Source organism: Enhygromyxa salina (genome assembly GCF_000737335.2).
Taxonomy (GTDB): domain Bacteria; phylum Myxococcota_A; class Polyangia; order Nannocystales; family Nannocystaceae; genus Plesiocystis; species Plesiocystis salina_C.
In genome coordinates this window covers 1-18,502 of record NZ_JMCC02000160.1, presented here as the reverse complement: position 1 = coordinate 18,502, position 18,502 = coordinate 1, and the positions used below count along the sequence as shown (strand labels likewise).

8 protein-coding genes are annotated in these 18,502 nt (G+C 68.3%); 3 read left to right on the top strand and 5 right to left on the bottom strand.

Annotated features, from left to right (window positions below):
* Positions 1-418: 418 nt before the first annotated feature.
* The 4 genes from DB30_RS38215 to DB30_RS38200 all read right to left on the bottom strand — a co-directional run bounded on the left by DB30_RS38215 (position 419) and on the right by DB30_RS38200 (position 3,596).
* Complete coding sequence (locus tag DB30_RS38215; RefSeq protein WP_205633162.1) at positions 419-568, bottom strand: hypothetical protein; 150 nt, start codon at positions 566-568, stop codon at positions 419-421.
* A gap of 43 nt (positions 569-611) precedes the next feature.
* Positions 612-962, bottom strand: a complete 351-nt coding sequence (locus tag DB30_RS38210) for a hypothetical protein (protein WP_052558717.1) — start codon at positions 960-962, stop codon at positions 612-614.
* 73 nt (positions 963-1,035) lie between these two features.
* Positions 1,036-2,061 carry a succinylglutamate desuccinylase/aspartoacylase family protein gene (locus DB30_RS38205; RefSeq protein WP_240480423.1) on the bottom strand — a complete coding sequence of 342 codons (1,026 nt, stop codon included), beginning with the start codon at positions 2,059-2,061 and terminating at the stop codon, positions 1,036-1,038.
* The gene (locus DB30_RS38200) at positions 2,058-3,596 is read right to left on the bottom strand and encodes an ATP-grasp domain-containing protein (protein WP_240480422.1); all 1,539 of its coding nucleotides are present in this window, start codon (positions 3,594-3,596) and stop codon (positions 2,058-2,060) included. Before DB30_RS38200 ends, DB30_RS38205 begins: the two co-directional genes overlap by 4 nt.
* A 153-nt stretch (positions 3,597-3,749) precedes the next feature.
* Between DB30_RS38200 and DB30_RS38195 the strand changes: the two genes are divergently transcribed.
* On the top strand, positions 3,750-9,749 hold the full coding sequence (locus DB30_RS38195; protein WP_052558715.1) for a translocation/assembly module TamB domain-containing protein: 6,000 nt from the start codon (positions 3,750-3,752) through the stop codon (positions 9,747-9,749).
* 99 nt (positions 9,750-9,848) lie between these two features.
* Complete coding sequence (locus DB30_RS38190) at positions 9,849-13,877, top strand: POTRA domain-containing protein (protein WP_146662515.1); 4,029 nt, start codon at positions 9,849-9,851, stop codon at positions 13,875-13,877.
* 1,300 nt (positions 13,878-15,177) lie between these two features.
* Here DB30_RS38190 and DB30_RS38185 read toward each other — a convergent pair.
* Complete coding sequence (locus DB30_RS38185) at positions 15,178-16,839, bottom strand: hypothetical protein (RefSeq protein WP_052558711.1); 1,662 nt, start codon at positions 16,837-16,839, stop codon at positions 15,178-15,180.
* Positions 16,840-17,023: 184 nt separating this feature from the next.
* Between DB30_RS38185 and DB30_RS38180 the strand changes: the two genes are divergently transcribed.
* The coding region (locus tag DB30_RS38180) for a L,D-transpeptidase (protein WP_052558709.1) at positions 17,024-18,502 on the top strand (1,479 nt) is incomplete at its 3' end.

Here is an 18,502-nt window from a genome sequence, read left to right as displayed (position 1 = left end):
CCCGACCGTGCAGCCCCGCACCCGCAGATCAACCACCCGCTCATGGAATTCCCCCAAAAATAGATACCCAGCCTCATCTCGCGGACAGGCGCCATCCGGGCAAAGCTCGAACGCGTGCGGCTCGCCAGCCGCCTGGCTGGGCGGCTCGATCATCCTGATATCCAGTGCACCGCGCAGCCCCCAACCGGGGAAGTCCGGGCGATCCCCACAAGCGCTGAGCAGCACCCAACATGCGGCGATGGCCACGCTGATCAACCGCTGAAACCCACCCATCCTTCATCTAAACTGTCACGCTCGAAACCCGGGCGAAGTGCCATCCGCCGAAGCTGAGCCCGCAACTTTCTCGTCGTCGTGAGCGACGCTGAGGCCTCCCCTGCGTACTCGTCAGGCGCGCCAGCGCGTCGTCCGGATGGTCGGGTCACGCGCCTGCGCGCACCTGCAGATCCGACAGCACGTCCTCGAACTGTCCGAGCGCCGCCCGCAGATCATCCGCGATCTTCTCGGCGAGCACATGCGGATCCGGCAAGTTCGCCGAGTCCTTCAGGCTCTCATCGCGGAGCCAGCACACGTCCAGGCTGACCGTGTCGCGTGCGCCCCATTCGTCGTAGGTGTCAGTAACTCTCGACCCACTCTTCGATCGGCTCCCCAGTCTCGCAGTGTTCGTCCAACACCCGATCCACGCGAGCCCGATCCATCCCCAAGTACAACCCGCGCGCCCCAACGATCGCATCGATCTCGGGCTCGATCTCGGGATCCTCACCCTCAGCGACCGCTCGAACCAGCATGTTCGGCCCCTCGTCGCAGCGCCCGAAGCAGGTCAAGTTGATCGCATGGACCCGGCCCTCGAGGCGTGGGCTGGCAGCGACACGAGCCTGAATGTGCTCGAGCAAGGCCTCGCTGTCGAGGCACAGACCGCAGCTCGGGCCATCGCAGACGAGGATCTGAAAGCGCGTCGTCGTCATTGTCACCGTCAACTTCTGCTACTCCGGCCGTCTGCGCAATGATCTCGATCAACATCCGCGAGCGCGCTCGTCCCTACCCAGCGACGGCAGCGACGCCCCAGCGCCTGAGCTGCGAGCGCGTCGCCGGCACGCCGATGTGGGCCACGCGAGCGCCCGTCTGGCAGATCGGGTTGGTGCTGCGCCCCACGACGACCCCCGTGACCGCGCTGCGGTACTCGGCGATCAGATCCCCAAACACGTTCGAGACCCGCGCGATGACCTCGCCCTCTTCGACCTCGTCGCAGACATCGGGGAACACCTCGAGCAGGCCGCCGTGCTGGGCGTAGACCCACCGCGAGCTGGTGCAGAACACGGGCGGATCGCCGGGCGGGTCCATCTCGATCGGGAGCATGCCGAGGCTCGACAGCACGTTCTTGATGCCAGCGAGCGAGTCGCGGATCAGCCGGGCCTGAAACCGCAGCGGGTTGCCGACCTCCACGGTGATCGCCACGATGTCGCGGTCGGCCGCGGCCTCGCGCAGGGTCCCGTCGCGGGCCTCGTTGTGAACGACGATCTCGGGGTGTTGCAGCGCGGCGAGCTTGGCGGTGTCGCGCTGATCCAAATTGGCGCGGACGTACAGCGAGTTGATCCGGCCGAAGCTCGCCGTGTGCAGATCAACGAGGTACTCGAACTGCCCCACAATGCGATCGAGGAAGCGGTGCGCGTAGACGTCGGCGGCGTTGCCGTCGGCCCGGCCGGGCATCACGCGGTTGAGATCGAAACCAAAGAAGGTCCGCTCGTTGGCCAGGTACGCGGGCAGGTTGACGATCGGGACCCCAACCAAGGTCCCGCGCAGCTGCTTGGGATCGACCGAGTCGAACAGCTTCTGGATCACGCGAATGCCGTTGACCTCGTTGCCGTGGACGACCGCGGTGACCCCAAACACGGGGCCCGGCTCGAGCCCACGCGCGACCAAGATCGGCAGCTGCACGGCCTGCCCTGCCCCATCGTGGATCAGCTCCACGGCGGCGCGGCTGCGCTCGCCCACGGCGAAGTCGTCGATCACCAGGCGATCGACGACGGGGCACTCGTGGACCGACTGAAACCTGGATCCGATCAACCCAAGATCTCCGCGATCAGGGCGTCGTCGTCGTTGAGCGAGCGGAACAGCTTGGTCCGCAGCCCGCCCTTCTTGTTGATCAGACGCTGGGCCATTTGGTCGATCGCCACGGTCGAGAGCACGGTCTGGATATAGGCCTCGATCAGCTCGTCGATGCCGACGCCGATCAGGTTGAAGTCCTTGCGATCCATCAGCAGCAGCCGCGCGGTGTCGCTGTCCCAGCCCCCGCCTTCGCGCTTGATCGACAGGTTGGTCCCGAGCATGTCCCAGCTCGAGTACTCGCCAAGCGTGGACATCAGCGGCGAGCGAGCGCGGCGGGCATAGATGACGAGCGGGCGAAACCCGCCCGGCCCGGCGCAGACCATGACCCGCAGATCCGCGACGAAGATGTTGCCCTTCTTGTTGGGGATCGTGCCCACGTGATACAGGCGGCCCGAGCGGGTCTTCGAGCTCCACTGCGCGTTGCCGATCAGGCTCTGAACGATGAAGCGCTCGTAGGGGTAGTCGGCGGCCATGAACGCATCGAGCTCCTCCTTGGAGGTGATCGTGTACACACCCTGGCCAGCGTTGCTGTACGGGACCTTGATGACGGCGTGGCCGCCGAGCCGCTGAACCCACAGGGGAATCTCGCGCTTGGACACGTCCCACATGGTCTCGGGCGTGCGAATGCCCAAGCCCGTGCCCATCAAGGTGCCGTTGTAAAAATCGTAGGCCTTGGCGGCGACCATCTTGTTGCGGCCGCCCGCGAGGCACGAAATGATCGGGTTGAGGATCACCGTCTTGGTCTGGATCGGCAGCCGGTTCCACGGCCGCTGGGTCACGTAGCGGAACGCGCAGCGGATCGGCACCCAGGTCTCGGACGCGTCGCGGATCTCGAGCACGCCGTTGACGAAGCGACAGCGCGGAGCTTCTTGGGCCTCGCCCTCGCCTGACTTTCGCTGGCTCGCGTCGGGGAACTCGACCAGGTGGACCGGCTCTTGAAACAAGTCGGCCATCGCGGCCGCGTAGCCCGACGACTCCATCGGGTTCTTGTCGTAGATCACCGCGAGCTCGCCCGGCGGCAGCCGCCGACCACGGAGCAAGGGCATGAACGCCCGCTCGAGGTTCTTGCGGTAGCCCAGCTGATCGTCGTGCTCCTCGAAGCTGGGCATCGACTTTTGGCCCGAGGGACACGAGTTGGTCTCGACCACGACCATGTGCCGCCGGCCAGCTTCGGTCGTGACATGAAGCAGGTCGGCGCCCGACCAGCGAAAGTGGCGGGGCTCGGTGTTGAGGATCTCTGCCAGGGTCTCGGGGTTGACCCGCGGGTTGAGGTGGCAGTAGCGGTTGATGATCCGGTCGTTGCTCAGCGCCAGGAAGAAGCGCACGAGGGGGTGCAGCTGGGCGTTGAGCACACGTGGATAAAAGTGCCGCTCAGCCTCGAAGCTGCCCGGTTTGACGTAGATATAGCTCTGCACCCGGGTCGGCTCGATCGCCGGATCGGGGCCCGCTTCGGGCGGTCCTTCGGGTGCCAGGGGCGCATCGGGCGTGCTCATCGGGCGGCACGCTAGCACTGTTGGCAAACCCTGGCGGCGTTTTTTGGGGCGCTCACAGGGCCGTGTGAGGCATCGCGCAGCCCGCGGCGCCGACATGCCTCATGTGCCGGCGGTGCATCGTGACAGCGGGTTGCGAGTGCTAATCTCAGCCCAGTGACCTTGCCCGACAGCTGGCAGGCCGAAGCCGATCTGCTGGCTGACGGCCGCGAGAAGCTCGAGCACCTGTGCGGCACGACGCGCTACCGGCACCTGTTTCCAACCGGGCCCAACATGGCCCTGCTGTTCCAGTCGTATCAAGAGCTCGATCGCTGGCGCACGGTCCACCGGCGCTCGAGCAACAAGCCGCGCCATCGCCGACGCGATCGTCGGCGTTTTTTTAGGCTGCTCAAGCGCTCGGTCCGCGAGGACGCGCTCGCCCGCGACCGCCGGCTGCTGTGGCGCTACCCGCTCCCGCGCCCGCTCCCGCTGCGCGCCCAGCCCCCCCCGATCGTCGACAGGGCGTTCGCCGAGGTCGACCTCGACGCGCGCGCCGAGGTCGAGTCGATCGTGCGAGGCGCGAGCTCCGTCGCCGTCGCGGCGGTCCCGGTCGAGAGCCCGAGCTACCGGGGCCTTCAGCAATTTCGAGACGCGCTGATCAACACCGCGCTCGAGCAGCCAGCTCAGATCCCCCGCCTGCATCCGCAGTACCTGCAGTTCATGGCCTCGCCGCAGCCAACCCGGCGCGCCCACCCTGTCGCCACGATGCTGCTGGTCAAGCTGCCGCTGCAGCTGCTGATGATCTTGCTGCTGCTGTTCAACGTCGCCTACTTGGGCGCCTACCACTTCTTCAATGACGAGCGCCTCGCGGGGTTCTTGACCGACAAGATCGGTGGATTGGTCGACGGTGAGCTCAGCTTCGGCAGCCTGCACTGGAGCCCGATGCTGATCGTCGATCTGCTGACGGGTCAGCCCCACACGGTGCACGGCTACGACCTCGAGGTCTGGGAGGGCTTCAAGATCGACGGGCTCGAGAAGTCCAAGCGCACCGCCTACGCCGAGCACGTCGAGGTCGAGCTCGTGATGCACGAGATCATCCCGTGGAACCGGCTGGGCGTGCCGGGCCTGCTCGAGATCCCGTGGGTCCTGCACTTCGAAGAGATCCAGAACCACGGCGAGCTGTGGGTTGACGTCCGCAGCTATCAAAACGAGCACCGCGACGGGGAGTGGATGCTCAGCCTGATCAACGCGTTCGACACCTACACGGACCTGAACCCGCCGCCCGAGCTCAAGAAGCTGTCGTTTCAGATCGATCACGGGCAGCTCGACGGCCTCGCGCTGCTGATCGACCTCGAGCAGCGCTCGGGCTGGTCGACGAAGCTGAACTTCGAACAGATCGAGATCGGCCTGGACTTCGAGGGCTGGGCCCCGGCCGACTACGCCGACTTGCCCGGTCAAAAGCCTGAGACCCTGCCGCTGCGCTACGAGGTCTCGGCCCGCGGGGGCCAGGGCAACGTGGTGATCACCAACATCCACGACGGGCCCATCGACATCGCGGCGCTGCGTGAGCTCGAGGTCGCGTCGGGCATGAACTATCGGCCGATCGGCGATCTGTGGCTCCGCGGCGACGCGGACCTGGGCGGCTCACCCACCGTGTTCGAGGGCCGGTTGATCGACGTGTTCGACGATCTGCGCTTCGACTTTGGGCTTGGCACCACCAACGCCGGCCCGCTCGTCGAGGTCCTGATGCCGCCCAAGCTCGACGATGAAGGTCGGACGCGATCGATGGTCGCGGCCCACGGCGCGCCGGCGAGCCTCAAGGCCAAGGGCCCGGCCGACGACGTGGTCCTGCTGGCGGTCGGTCAGGCCCTGACCCTGGATCTGTTTCCCGAGCCAGCCTGGGCCCTCGACGACGTCGACGTCTCGCTGTCGCTGGCGCTCGATCCACGCCCCGAGATCTGGCCGGCGCTCGAGCCCGCGGCCGTCGATCCTGCAGCGCCCACGGAGCCCGACGACGGCCAGCGCTGGATCGTCTACCTCGACACCCTGCGCGGATCGGTGCTCGACGGCAGCGTGCGCCTGCACCGACGTTCCGGCCAAGATCACATCGTGCTGCCGCGCGAGGGCGAACCTTGGTTGATCTCGCTGTACCTGGATCTGATCGGCGTCAACCTTGGGCAGCTGACCCCCGAAGACCCCGACTTCGGCGGGATGCTGCAAGGCAGCACCAGCGGCGGCGTGCAGATCCACCAAGTCGTGATCGGCGACGCAGGCCTCGACCACGCCGAGGCCGAGCTGCACGGGGTCGACATCACCCGCGACCGCGGGCCGGCCGACGACAACCTCCCGCGCAACCTCCGGGCTGACGGCGACGTGATCTGGGACGCCGTCGACGGCCTCGATCTGCGCGGCCTCAGGATCGGCGTTGACGGCGGGCAGCTGCGCCTGAGCGGGGGGCTCGACGCGAAGTTCGAGGAGCTCGCGCCAACCACCGCGAGCGTGCGCGTGGACAACGGCGAGGCGTTCCTGCGCGCGTTCGGCCTGCCCCGCTGGTTCGACACCCTGGCGCTGGACTTCTCGGGCAGCGGTCCGCTGTCCAACCCGCGCGGGTCCGGCTCGATCGATGTCGCCGGCGCTGGCTCGGGGGCGCTGGCGGTCGACGACATCCACGACGCCAGCATCACGTTCAAGGCTGGCACGCTGTCAATCAGCAGCCCGAGCGTGCAGTTGCTCGGCGGCCGCGGGCCGCTCTCGGCCGACTTGGTGCTGCTTGGTAGCAACGGCAAGGCGCTGCCTGATCCCAAGCTGCGCGCGGCCGTGCGCCTCGAAGAGATCAACCGTGACGACATCCTTGGCAGCGGGATCGGGGCCCGCGGGGCAACGATCGAGCTGGTGCTCGACGACGGCAGCGAGGAGAAGCGCCCGCTCCCGCTGTCGCAGCTGCAGGCCCGCGGGGGCGCCTACGCGCAGACCCTGTCGCTGGCCGGCATCGACTTTCGCGACGCCGAGGCCAGCTTCGCGTTCACCCGCGACGGGATCCAGATCGATCGCATGAGCGTCGCCTACCATCGGCCGGTCAGCCCGTCGCTGGACCCGCGCGCGAGCGTGCCGCTTGGCCGGGTGGCGGTCACCGGAGAGGTCAGCTTCGACGATGATCCGAAGCTGGCGCTCGACGTCCGCGCGATCAACCTGCCGCTGTCGGCGTTGGCCACCGCGCTCGAGCTGGACGTCCCGATCCGCGGCCAGGTCTCACAGGGCAGCCAGCTCGACGTCAGCGGGAGCCTGCGCCGCCCCGACGTCAGCGGCCAGCTGGTGCTCGCGCAGCTGGGCGCGTTCGGCATCCCGCTTGGCGGCGGCGTGCTCGAATTCTCGAGCGAAGACGTCCCCTATCAACCCGCCAACATCGAGCAGCGCCGCGCGGCGACAGGCAACCACCGCGAGGTCCGCGTCGGGGGCTCGCTGTCGAGCAAGTCTGGGGCCAGCGGCGACACGGGCAGCTTCCGCGGCAGCGTTGGCGAGCTCGACTGGCGGGTCGACGCGACCGTCGCGTTTGGCGGCGGCAAGGACAACCAGATCGAGGCCACGGTCGACCTGCGCTTCGCCAACCTCCCGCTCGACACCCTGCTCGCCCACCCCAGCCGCGAACAGTGGCGCGATCACGTCGTCGGCGGGCTGCAAGACCTCTCGGCCCAGCTGCGCTACTGCCCCAGCCATGAGGACGCCCAGAGCCCGCTGTTGTCGGCTTGCGCCAAGCTCGACCCCAGCGATCCGCGCCAGCTCGCCGGCAAGGCCGTCAGCATCGACCTGCACCTCGCCAACCTCTGGTATCGCGGCCGGCGTGACGGCGGCGCGGTGACAGGCGCCGATCCCTGCCTCGAGCGCGACACCACCTGCTCCGTCAACGCGCTCTCGGCCCGGCTCGATGGCAGCCACCTGAGCCTGGCCGAGCCCTGGCGGCTCCGCAGCGGCGGCAAGCAAGGTCCAGAGCTCGAGGTCCAGGGCACCTTCGATCTCACGGGTGGCGAGGCGACCACCGATGCCCCCGAGCCCGAGCTGGCCGCCGCGGCGCGTCGCTGCGTCCCTGGGATCCCAGACAACGCCAGCCTGCCCCCGGGCAACAGCGCGGCGTCGCTCGTCGGGGGCATCGACTTCAGCGCGATCGCGCCGTTCATCGGTCAGCTCGGGATCGACAGCCCGGTCGGCCGGCTCGCCATTGATCTCGCCGTCAGCGGGGTGATCACGGCGCCAACGGTGACCGGCTTCGTCCGGCTGCCCGACGGCGAGCCGATCGTGCTGAGCCTCGCCGACGACGAGGTCGACGCCCGCGGTCGCCGGCGCTCACGCCCGATCCCCATCGAGATCTCCAAGCTCGATCTTCGCATGGCGGGCGGCACCGTGTATCTCGACGGCGCGGTCTCGGTCTATGACGAGGTCCTGCGGATCGGTGAGATCAACAACCGCGCCAGCTTCCTCGATCTTGCCGGCCCGTGCAGCGGTCACTTCGCGCTGGCGGCCGCGGGCAACATCGACGGCGCGCTGCTCCGCCGGTTGGCCCCCGACCTGGTCGAGAGCTCGGGCGGCGCCCTCGAGATCCGCAGCTTCCACGCCGCCAGCAGCCTCGCGCGCGTCAACGCGTTCTTGTCGGATCTCGAGGCCCGCGACCAGCGTGAACAGCTGGGGGGCCCACAGCTCGTCGATGGCTCGATGTTCGAGATCCGCGAGCCGCCGCTCGACATGCTGACGGCGACCCTCAGCCTCGACCGAAAGGCGATCCGTGCCTCGATCTCGCAGGTGGGTGAGCTGCGGCTCGCGTCCGGCCTCGTCGAGGTCCGCCAGTGCACCCCCGCGCGACCGTGTCCGGTCACCGCCGACGCGGGCGGAGCGGCCACGGACCCCGGCGCCGCGCGGCGGACCCGGGGCCTCGCCGTGTGGATCGCGGGGCGTCGCTCGGCGCAGTCCAAGGCCAAGCCCAGCGACGCGCTGGCCGTGCGGATCGGCGACCGCGGACGCGCCGACCTGTGGGGCGAGCTGGTCTTGGCGGACACCTTCGACGGGATCGAGTCGGCCAGCGTCACCGCCGCCGCCAACAGCTTCCCGCTCACGCTGGCCGACAACTCCGGGCGCACCCAGCTCGAGGCCGCGCTCAGCAGCGATCGCATCCAGTTCGAGACCGACGGCGCCAACGGACGGATCAGCGGCGATCTGCTGATCGATCGCTCGACGTGGCTACGCGACGCTCGCCAGGGCATCGCCGTGCTCTCGTTCGCGGACCCAAACCCCGCCCCACCCTCGCAGCTGCCAGCGTTCATCCGCAACCTCGAGCTCGATCTGCGCCTGCGGACGGGCGCCCCATTTCGGCTCGACAACAACGTCGCCAAGAAGCTCGAGGCCCGCGCAGATCTGCGGCTCGGGGGCAGCGTCGGCGATCCCGATCTCAACGGCACGATCGACGTCGAGCGCGGGATCATCGACATCGACATCTTGGGCGGGGCCTACGATGTCTCTCGCGGGCGCGTGCTGATCATCCACGATCTCTCGCAGAGCAAGGTCGATGTGTCCGCGATTCGGCAAAAGCAGATCAAGGTCAACAACCAGCTGCTGACCTTGAACCTCAACCTCAGCGGCACGCTCGACGCGATCCAGTGGGAGTGCACGGCCCCCGGCGACACCTCGGGGGCCCTGGCGACCGCCCGGGGCTGCGTCGACTATTTGATCTTCGACGCCGGCAACACCGATCTCGCGGCCTCGGACGTGCGAGACAGCCGCAACAGCAACAGCCTGCTCGGCACCCGGTTCTTGCCGCTCGCCGGTCGCCTCGCCCAGGTCGAGCTCACCGAGGTGCTCGAGCGCGAGATCCCCCGCGCGGCCAACTACGTGCCCCCGATCCGGATCCGCGTGGACCAGATCGGCGTCGTGCTCGAGGCCGAGACCCGCCCCGAGTGGTTCCGCTGGGGCTGGGGCCGGATGGGGCTGAACGTCCAGTACACCCGCGGGTATCCTGGCTCGGTCGTCCGCGACAGCCGCTCGTTCTCTGGCCGCCTCGAGATCCTCGAGAACGCCGCGCTCGAGGCCGCCTTCGGGCTCCGCACCTATACCAACCGCGTGCTCATCGTCGATCCACCCAGCTACCGCTCGATCCAGTTTCGTGGAACCGTTGTGGCCCCCAGCGCCCGCTGATCGCGTGGTCGACCGTTGCTGATGATGCGTGCGTTCAAGCTAGCCCGGCACGGTGCCGAGACTTCGCCAGATGGGCGACGCGGGCGACGTGGTCTCGCCGTGCTGGCGCTCGCGCTGATCTGCCTGCTCGGTGTGTGGCCAAGCTCGACCCACGCAGCGCCGCCCGAACCCGAGACCGAAGCCGAGACCGAAGCCGAGACCGAGAGCACGAGCGGCGAGCAAGCTCCCGAGCAGCCGGAATCCCCCCCACCTGATCCCGAGCAGCCCGCGAGCGACAGCGAGCTCCAACCCTCGCAGACCGTTCGCAACCTCGAGGCGCCCGAGCCGGGGCGCGTCAGGCCGCCGGGTGCAACGCCGGGCCCAGGTCAGGAGCAAGACCGCCCAGGTCGCGGCGGACAGCTGTCGCCAGCCCCGGCCGATACCGGCGACGCGCCAGCGCTCCTACCTGGTACGGGCTGCGACATACGCAATCGAGGTGACGCGCTGTATCCGGTCGCCCAGGCGCTGTCGTTGATGGCCACCACCAACCTCGAGCTGCTCGACTGCAACCAAGTCGTCGACACCGGGCGTGGGCCCCGTATGATCGAAGCCCGGCTGCGCGGGTCGGACCAGGCGTTGCTGTTGTACCGACTCGAGCGCCTCGCGGTCGACGGCTTCGAGGTATTCCTCGCCCCGCTCGACACCCACGAGGTGCTGATGGCGGTCCGGCCAGCGGTCACCAGCGCCGGGGTGTTCTACGTCGACGTTCAAAAGGTCAGCCTCCACGGCACCTTCGTCCAGGGCGACGATGCACCCCGCGTCGAGACGATCATTGGCCTGCGCCAGGGCAACTTTTACCCCTTCGAGTACAGCGCCCGGCTCGCGGAGCTTGGCTACCGGGCCGAGTTCTACCCGGTCGCCAAGGGCGAGCTCGTGATCGAAGTCCGGCCCGGACGCTCGCTCAGGCGGGTGCGGATCCGCGGGCATATCCCGCTCGCCAAGCGCGACATCATGCGCCAGCTGAGCATCGAGGCGCAGCCGGGCGCGCTCGCGCGCGGTCAGTGCGTCGAGCCCAAGCGCCTGCGCCAGGGCTCCCCTCCCCCGATCTGCGACGGCCGCGACGTCGCCTGCCTCGAGTGGGAGCGCGACGAGCTCGCGCGCCTCGATCAATTCTTGTTCGACAGCGGCTACTTCGACGGCACCTCGCAGCTCGCCCTGGTGTGTGGCCGGGCCTCGGACGAGGCCGATCTCTACGTGTTCCTCGACAAGGGCCGGGCCTACAAGGTCGACCGTCGGGGCGTGACGATCGAAGACATCGACGCCCAGGGTGACGTCGGCAGCGGCGAGCCCCTCGAGGATCGGGACGTCCGCTGGATCCGGCGGCAGTTCATCCCCAAGGTGCTTGGCGTGTTTCGCACCCGGATCACCCGCGAGTTCATGGATCGCGCCCAGCAAAAGGTCATCTCGGCCTACGCCGATCCCAACGCGGGCCTGGGCCGATTCTGGCGCAGCGAAGCCGCGACCCCGCACCCCCAGGTCGAGGTCCGCACCAGCTACGACGACATCAAGCCCGAGACCAACTTCGACAGCCACAGCATCCCGCTGCAGGTCGAGGTCGCCCGCGGTCCTTCGGTCCAGACCGAGTTCAGGCACTCGCGCGGCGGCGGCAAGCGCCGGCGGACCCGCGACTCGGGGCTGCGCTTCAGCGACAGTCAGCTGCGCAAGCACATCCAGCTGTTCAACCGCCGCGAACCCGCGAGCCCGGCCGCGGCCGAGCGCGAGGCGGCCAACATCCGCGCGTTCTATCAGAGCAAGGGCTACCTGTTCGCGCGGGTCCAAGGTCAGCACCTCGACTTCAAGTCGATGGACAAGCTGCGCTTCGAGATCGCCGAGGGCCCCAAGATCGAGATCGCCGACCTCTCGATCACCCGGCCGGCCCGCCTGAACAACGATGTCGCCAGGCGGATCGAGCGGGCCTGGGAGGACGAGCGGCGCCTGCGATCTGGCGGCAAGTTCAGCGAGACCGACGCGCTGGCCGACATCCAGTCCGTGCTCGCTGCCTACAACGCCGAGGGCTACCTGTGCGCCGACGTGTTCGTGTACGTCGCGTTCTGGGAGGACGCGCTCCGAGATCCAGAAGACGGCCAGGCTGACGCGCCGGCCCAGCCTGGCGTTCGCGCCCGCCTCACCGTCCAGGACTTGCTCGACAGCGGCGGCGAGGCCAAGTGGATCGAGCAGTTCAACGCCGACGGCCTCGCCGGCGTGCTCAGGGCTGACCGCGCCAAGATCTTTGTCCGTGTCCACGTCGAGCCGGGGCCGCGCTTGGTCACCGCCAAGTCCGAGGACGTCCGCCTGATCGAGCAGCCGATCCCCTTCTCGCGCAAGATCACCGATCCGCTGGTGCGCGAGGCCAGTGATCCATCCGTGGCCGCCGAAGCGATCGCCCGCAGCCCCCTGCGCAGGCGCGGCGAGGCGTCGGCCGGCGACGTACCGATCACCCCCAGCCTTGGCCGTGAGGTCCGCAGCGCCGTGGTCAGCCACTACCACGGCAGCGGCTACCCGATCGCCGACGCCGAGCTGACCTGGCGCTACACCTCCCCCGGCGGCCAGACCCTCAGCGCCGACGCGGCCCGCAACCTGACCGAGAGCCGGTTTGGGATCTGCTACAACCGCGCCTCCGAGCGGCAGGTCGTCGTCGAGCCGGTCGTCAACGTCTATGAGGGCAAGGTCGGCGAGTTCGGTGAGATCCTGTTTCGCGGCAACTTCAAGACCCGCGACTGGGTCCTGCGCCGCGAGCTGAAGTTCAAGACGGGCGAGCCCTACGACCAGCGCCTCGTCGACGCGTCCGCGGCCTCGATCGAGTCTGCTGGCGTCGCCAAGTCCGTCACGATCACGCCCTACCCGGTCGACTGCGGCTTCGACGATCCGGGGGTCTGCCAAGTCCACCAGGTCATCGCGTTCGAAGAGGCCAAGGACGTGGCGATGAACGTCGATTTTGGGTTTGGGATCGCGACCCTCAATCCCTTCTTCTTGTTCGCCAACCCCAGCTTCCCCAACCTGTGGGGGACTGCCTGGGATCTGTCGCTCGAGGGCCGCTACGGGTTTGATCTGTCGAGCCAGCTCGAGAGCACCTCTCTGTGCGCGGGCCAAGAGTGCTTCGAGCGCCTGGTCGCCGCCACGCTCTCGCGCCCGCACGTGTTCGGGACCAGCTTCGATCTCGACATCAACGGCCGCGTCCAGCAGCGCGCAACCCCAGCCCGCGGCCGCATCTTGTCGGTCAACGGCGCCGTGCGGATCAGCCGGAGGTTCGGCGAGTGGACCTTCTACGCCGGCTACCTGTTTCAGCTGGCCAACGTCAGCAAGGACATCGCCAAGCCGCTCGCGGGCAGCGACAACGCGTGGGTCAACCGCGGCGGCGGCGTCGTCTCCGATCTCACCGGGCTGATCGACACGGGCGTGGTCCTGACCCGGGTCGACAACGCCTTCAACCCCCACGACGGCTTTTTGGCGACCATGGACCTCAAGCTGGCTTCGCCGTGGCTGGGTGGCCTGGACTGGTGGGCGCGCATCGACCTGAGCTGGCAACACTTCATCCCGCTGCCGATCCCAGGCACCCAAGAGCGGATCAACTTCCGCTACAGCCTGCGCTATGGCCACCTGATCCCATTTCACGGCCCTGGATTTCGCGGACAGACCATCGCCACGCAGACCGTGCCAGACGTATGGCGCTACTACGGAGGCGGGACCGCCGACTTGGGCCTGCGCGGGATCCTGCCCGAGACGATGCTCGTTGACGTGGAAGAGATCGATCTGCCGTTCGGCGGAGTGGTCTATCGGCCGCGCGCGCAAGGTGGCCACATTCGGGCGATCGGCAGCGTCGCGCTGCAGGTAACCTCGGTCCGCGACATCTTTGGCGGCGCACTGGCGCACTCGATCTTCTACGACTTTGGCGTGCTCACCCAGTTTTGGGACGAGTTCAATTTCGTCCGGGACTTTCGCCATAGTGTGGGGGCAAACTTCTTGAAACTGGATATTGGGATCGTGACAATGGCACTTGGTTACGCGGTCTTGCTGCCGGGGCGCTATAATGTTGGGCCTACCGATGACCGCAATGGGCGGTTCATCTTCGATGTTGGGGTCACGTTCTGAGTTTGATTCGGGTGGATGAGGGGGGCAGCCCGGCGGATGAGACCGTGGATGAGACCGTGGATGAGACCGTGGTTGTGACGGCGGGCAGCCCGGCGGGCTCCGAGGGTCCCTCGGGGCGAAACCACTCACCGCGGGCATGTGGTGTGTCGGTCTTCTGGTAGTACGAGTGACCGGCACCGCTTCGATTGTGTCTAATACGCCGTGAATTTTCGCCCCGAGGGACCCTCGGGGCCCTGGTTGCCGGGCCGTCGTGTTGCAACCTGTGTCTCCGCTGCGATCTGCGGGGGGCTGATGTGACGGGGGGCAGCCCGGCGGGCTGATGTGACGGGGGAGTGATTTGACGGCGGGCAGCCCGGCGGGCTCCGAGGGTCCCTCGGGGCGAAACCACTCACCGCTGGCATGTGGTGTGTCGGTCTTCTGGTAGTACGAGTGACCTTCACCGCTTCGATTGTGTCTAATACGCCGTGAATTTTCGCCCCGAGGGACCCTCGGGGCCCTGGTTGCCGGGCCGTCGTGTTGCAACCGGTGTCTCCGCTGCGATCTGAGGGGGACTGATTTGACGGCGGGCAGCCCGGCGGGCTCCGAGGGTCCCTCGGGGCCCTCGTTGCGGGCCGTCGTTTTGCAACCGATGGCGCCGCTGCAAGCTGCGGGGGGCGTATCATTTGGCGGAGGTCTTGGGTGCGAAGGCCCGCGATATGAGGAGGGGCGCATGATTGGGGCGGAGGTGTTGCGAAGCGAAGGCCCGCGAGGCGAGGCGACGTGCGAGGGCTCGGCAACCCGAGCCTTGCGGTTGGGGGATTCTCGGCGCTAGGAGCGATGTGATGAACACGAGCATCGAGTTTTGCAAAGGGAAATCCAGGCGCTCGAGAGGCAAGATGTCAGACGAAAGTGCATGCCGGATTCGGATCGAGGCGGAGACACAGGTTGCAATACGACGGCCCGGCAACCAGGGCTCCGAGGGTCCCTCGGGGCGAAAATTCACGGCGTATTAGACACAATCGAAGCGGTGAAGGTCACTCGTACTACCAGAAGACCGACACGCCACATGCCAGCGGTGAGTGGTTTCGCCCCGAGGGACCCTCGGTGCCCGCCGGGCTGCCCGCCGTAAAATCACCCCCCCGCAGATTGCAGCGGAGACACCGGTTGCAACACGACGGCCCGGCAACCAGGGACCCTCGGTGCCCGCCGGGCTGCCCGCCGTCAAATCACCCCCCGCAGATCGCAGCGGAGACACCGGTTGCAATACGACGGCCCGGCAACCAGGGCTGCCCGCCGTCACCCCCCCCGCATTCCCCCCTACTCAACCGCCCCCCACCCCAAGCCGAGCCCGCAACAACGCCTGGTGCCGAGGAATCTCCGCGACCGTCGCCACATGCCAAGCATTCATCTGCGCCGCAGCCCGCGGCATCCGCCCCGGATCCGCGACAAGCAAAGCCTGACTACGCTGCTCGAGATGCAGCAGCCACGCGTGCGCGCCCAGTCCGATTACCAGCGCCAACATCCAAGGCCAGCGAGCCCGCCGGCCCCACCCCTCCACCGGCACCGCCCGGCGCAGCTCGAGGACCACCAACGTCGCAAGCGGCACCCCAACCACAGCCGCGATCGTCACCGATATTTTCAGAGGAAGCGCCCGCTGTGCCCACGCCTGCGCCCAGTTGCCAGGATCGAAGCCCAACCCCAGCGCGATCACCAAACGATCGCCATCCATGATCGTCGAGCACACGTTGGGATCAACAATCGCCGCCGCCAGCAACAACGTGGTCGGAACCATCGCCAGCAGCGTCGCCGCCCCCAAGCGCAGCTGCCAGCGCCGCCGCTCGATCGGCGCCTGCCCCTCGAGCCAGCGCGAGAGCCACACGACCCCCGGCAGCATCAAGGGCACCGCGTCCAAAAGTTTGCGCGGACCGAAGGCCGTGCCGCCCGTCCAGGTCCGCGTGCCCAGCACCCGATACGGTTCGATCTCCCGGGTGCCCGCGTCCAGCCAGATCTGCACGGCGACGAGCCCAAGCAACACGATCGCCCCTCGTTGTCGCCCCGCCGCGCCGATCGCCAACCCCAGCAGCCCAAGCACCAGCACGGGGCACCACACCAGCGCGCCGTGATGGGTCGACAGCAAGAACGCGCGCAGGTGATGGGTGACCTCGCCGCCGTAGTCGCCCAGGCTGCTCGCGCCGTACATCCAGATCTGCATGCGCAGCACCACCAGCGGCCAGACCAAGAACGCGGCGCCGCTCACCGCCCCGTGGCGCGCCAGCAGCCCAAGCCGATCGCGCACGGACATCTCGGCGCTCGCAACCCAGCGCTCGTGGGCCACCAGCACCGCGAGGATCGCCAGCTGCGGGCGCACGGCCGTGGCCAGGCCCGCGTAGATCGCCAGCTCGACCGGCCGCCGCAGGTTTGCCGCCGCGCGCTCGGGATCCGCGACGGCGTGCTCGATCGCGTCGAACCACCGCATCGTCAGCACGGCGACCACGGCCGCCCCCCACAAGTGCGGGCGCAGGGGCGACTCGGCGGCGTAGTAGAGCAGCGGGGTGCCCAGCACCAGCGCGGCGCAGGTCAGCGTCGCGCTGCGCTTGTCGACGTGCGCACACAGCCAGCGATGGACCCGCGCGATCAACCACGCCAGCACCAGCATCGCCCAGCAGCGCAGGCCCAACAGCGGCAGCGTCCAGGTCGCGGCCCGCTCCGAGACACCCTCGCCCACCAGCACCAGCCCCGCGAGCCGACCCAGCAGCCAGCCAGGCGCCTGTAAAAAGCTCGCGCCGGCCGGCCAGTGGTTGGACACGACCCCGCGCTCGGTCACGAACGCAAACAGCGGCGACATGCGCAGCGCCGCGTACTCGTCGTCATAGAGCAGGTCGCGGGCCTCGAAGATCGCGTGCAGATGCGCCTGCATCCCGGCGCCGTCGGCGTTGTCGGTCAGGATGTTGGCCCACGGCGTACAGATCGCGGCGAGCGCCACGACCGTGACGATCAGCAGCGCGAGCTGGCGGCCGCGGAATGCTGGGCGCCCGTCGTTCGTATGTTTTTGGGTCGGCGTGGAGCGATGATAGCTTGAGCGCCGACGCTCGCGGACGATCCGCCTGGATCATGCGAGCAGTCCGATTTCGCTCCCCGATCCCCCTTCCGATTCAGTTCGGCGCGCCATGCTGATCACTGCCACGCTCTTCGCCCATACGCTGCGGGCCCTCACGGGCCTCGAGCCCGGACCCACCGCCGACGAAGCCAAGATCGAGCCCACCGAGGTTCGCTACGTCGAAGCCGCGTGGCCCGAGACCGTCGTCCGCGCGCGCCCCTGGGTGCCCCACCGCCGGGTCGCCACCGTGTCGGATGGCACCCGCTTCGTGGTCCGCGGGATCGTCCAGAGCCGCGATGACAAGGGCTGCTCCGGCAAGCCCTGGTACGCCGTCTACCCGTTTGGCTTCGTGTGCTCGGAGCACGTCCAGACCAGCAAGCGCGGGCCAACACCCGGCGCGGCGATGCAGCTAGACCAGGATCAGCGGGTCCCCTTCACCTACGCCTTCGTCCGCACCGACGGCGTCCCCATGTACAACGGCTACGCAGACATCGACGCCGGCGTGCCAAGTCGACCGCTGACCAAGGGCATGAGCGTGGTGGTCGCGCGCAGCCTCGAGTACGACGGCGCCGAGTGGATCCAGACCGAGGACGGCGCGCTGGTGCCCAAGGCGGGGATCCGATACGGCGGCCAGGGCAGCGAGTGGGCCGGGGTCGAGCTCACCGGCGACCACGCCGGGCCCAGCTTCGCGTGGACCAACCTCAAGAAGGGCACGCCCGTTCGGGCGGCGCCCGACGCCGGGGCCGAGCGGGTCCTCGAGCTCGAGCTGCGCACGCGGGTCCCCTTGCTCGAGCGCAGCGACACCGGTCGCAACACGTTCTGGCGGGTCGGTGAGGGCCTGTGGATCGACGCCGGGCACCTCAACGAGGTTCACCTCACGGCGTCCGCTCCGCCCGAGGTCCTCGACGACTGGCGCGGGAAGAACACTGGCAATGATCAGTGGATCGACGTCGACCTTGGTGAGCAGGTGCTCGTCGCCTACCGCGGCGGTCGAGCCGTGTTTGCGACCATGGTGTCCTCGGGCAGGGGCATGCCCACGCCGCGCGGCAACTACCCCGTGTGGGCCAAGGTCGCCGCAACGACCATGGCCAACCAGGCCTACGAGGACAACCCCTACATGGTCCAGGGCGTCCCTTGGGTGCTGCTGTTTCAGGGCCACAACGCCCTGCACGGGGCCTATTGGCACGACAACTTTGGCAACCGCAAGAGCCACGGCTGCGTCAACTTGGCGCCCTACGACGCGCGCTACGTGTTCGAGTGGACCGGGCCGACGCTGCCGCACGGGTGGACCGGCTACCTCCCCAGTGATCTGCAGCGCTCGGTCGTCGTTCATGTGCGGGACTCGAGCGCGGCCACCGAGTTCGTCCAGGATCGACCGATCGGTCCGCCCGATCGCGAAGCGGAGTCGGCCCGCGCCGACGAGGCCGAGCTGCGCCGGGCGGCCTCCGCGATCGATCGGGCTCCGCAGTACGATCCCGCGTTCGTGCCCGGCGGCGTGGTGCTCGAGCCCGAAGACGCGGCGCTGCTCGAGCCCGCCAACGGCGGCGCC

What these genes read in the sequence shown, in the direction of transcription:
- DB30_RS38210 (WP_052558717.1), bottom strand. Translation starts at nt 962, where the DNA reads ATGACGACGACGCGCTTTCAGATCCTCGTCTGCGATGGCCCGAGCTGC.
- DB30_RS38200 (WP_240480422.1), bottom strand. Translation starts at nt 3,596, where the DNA reads ATGAGCACGCCCGATGCGCCCCTGGCACCCGAAGGACCGCCCGAAGCG.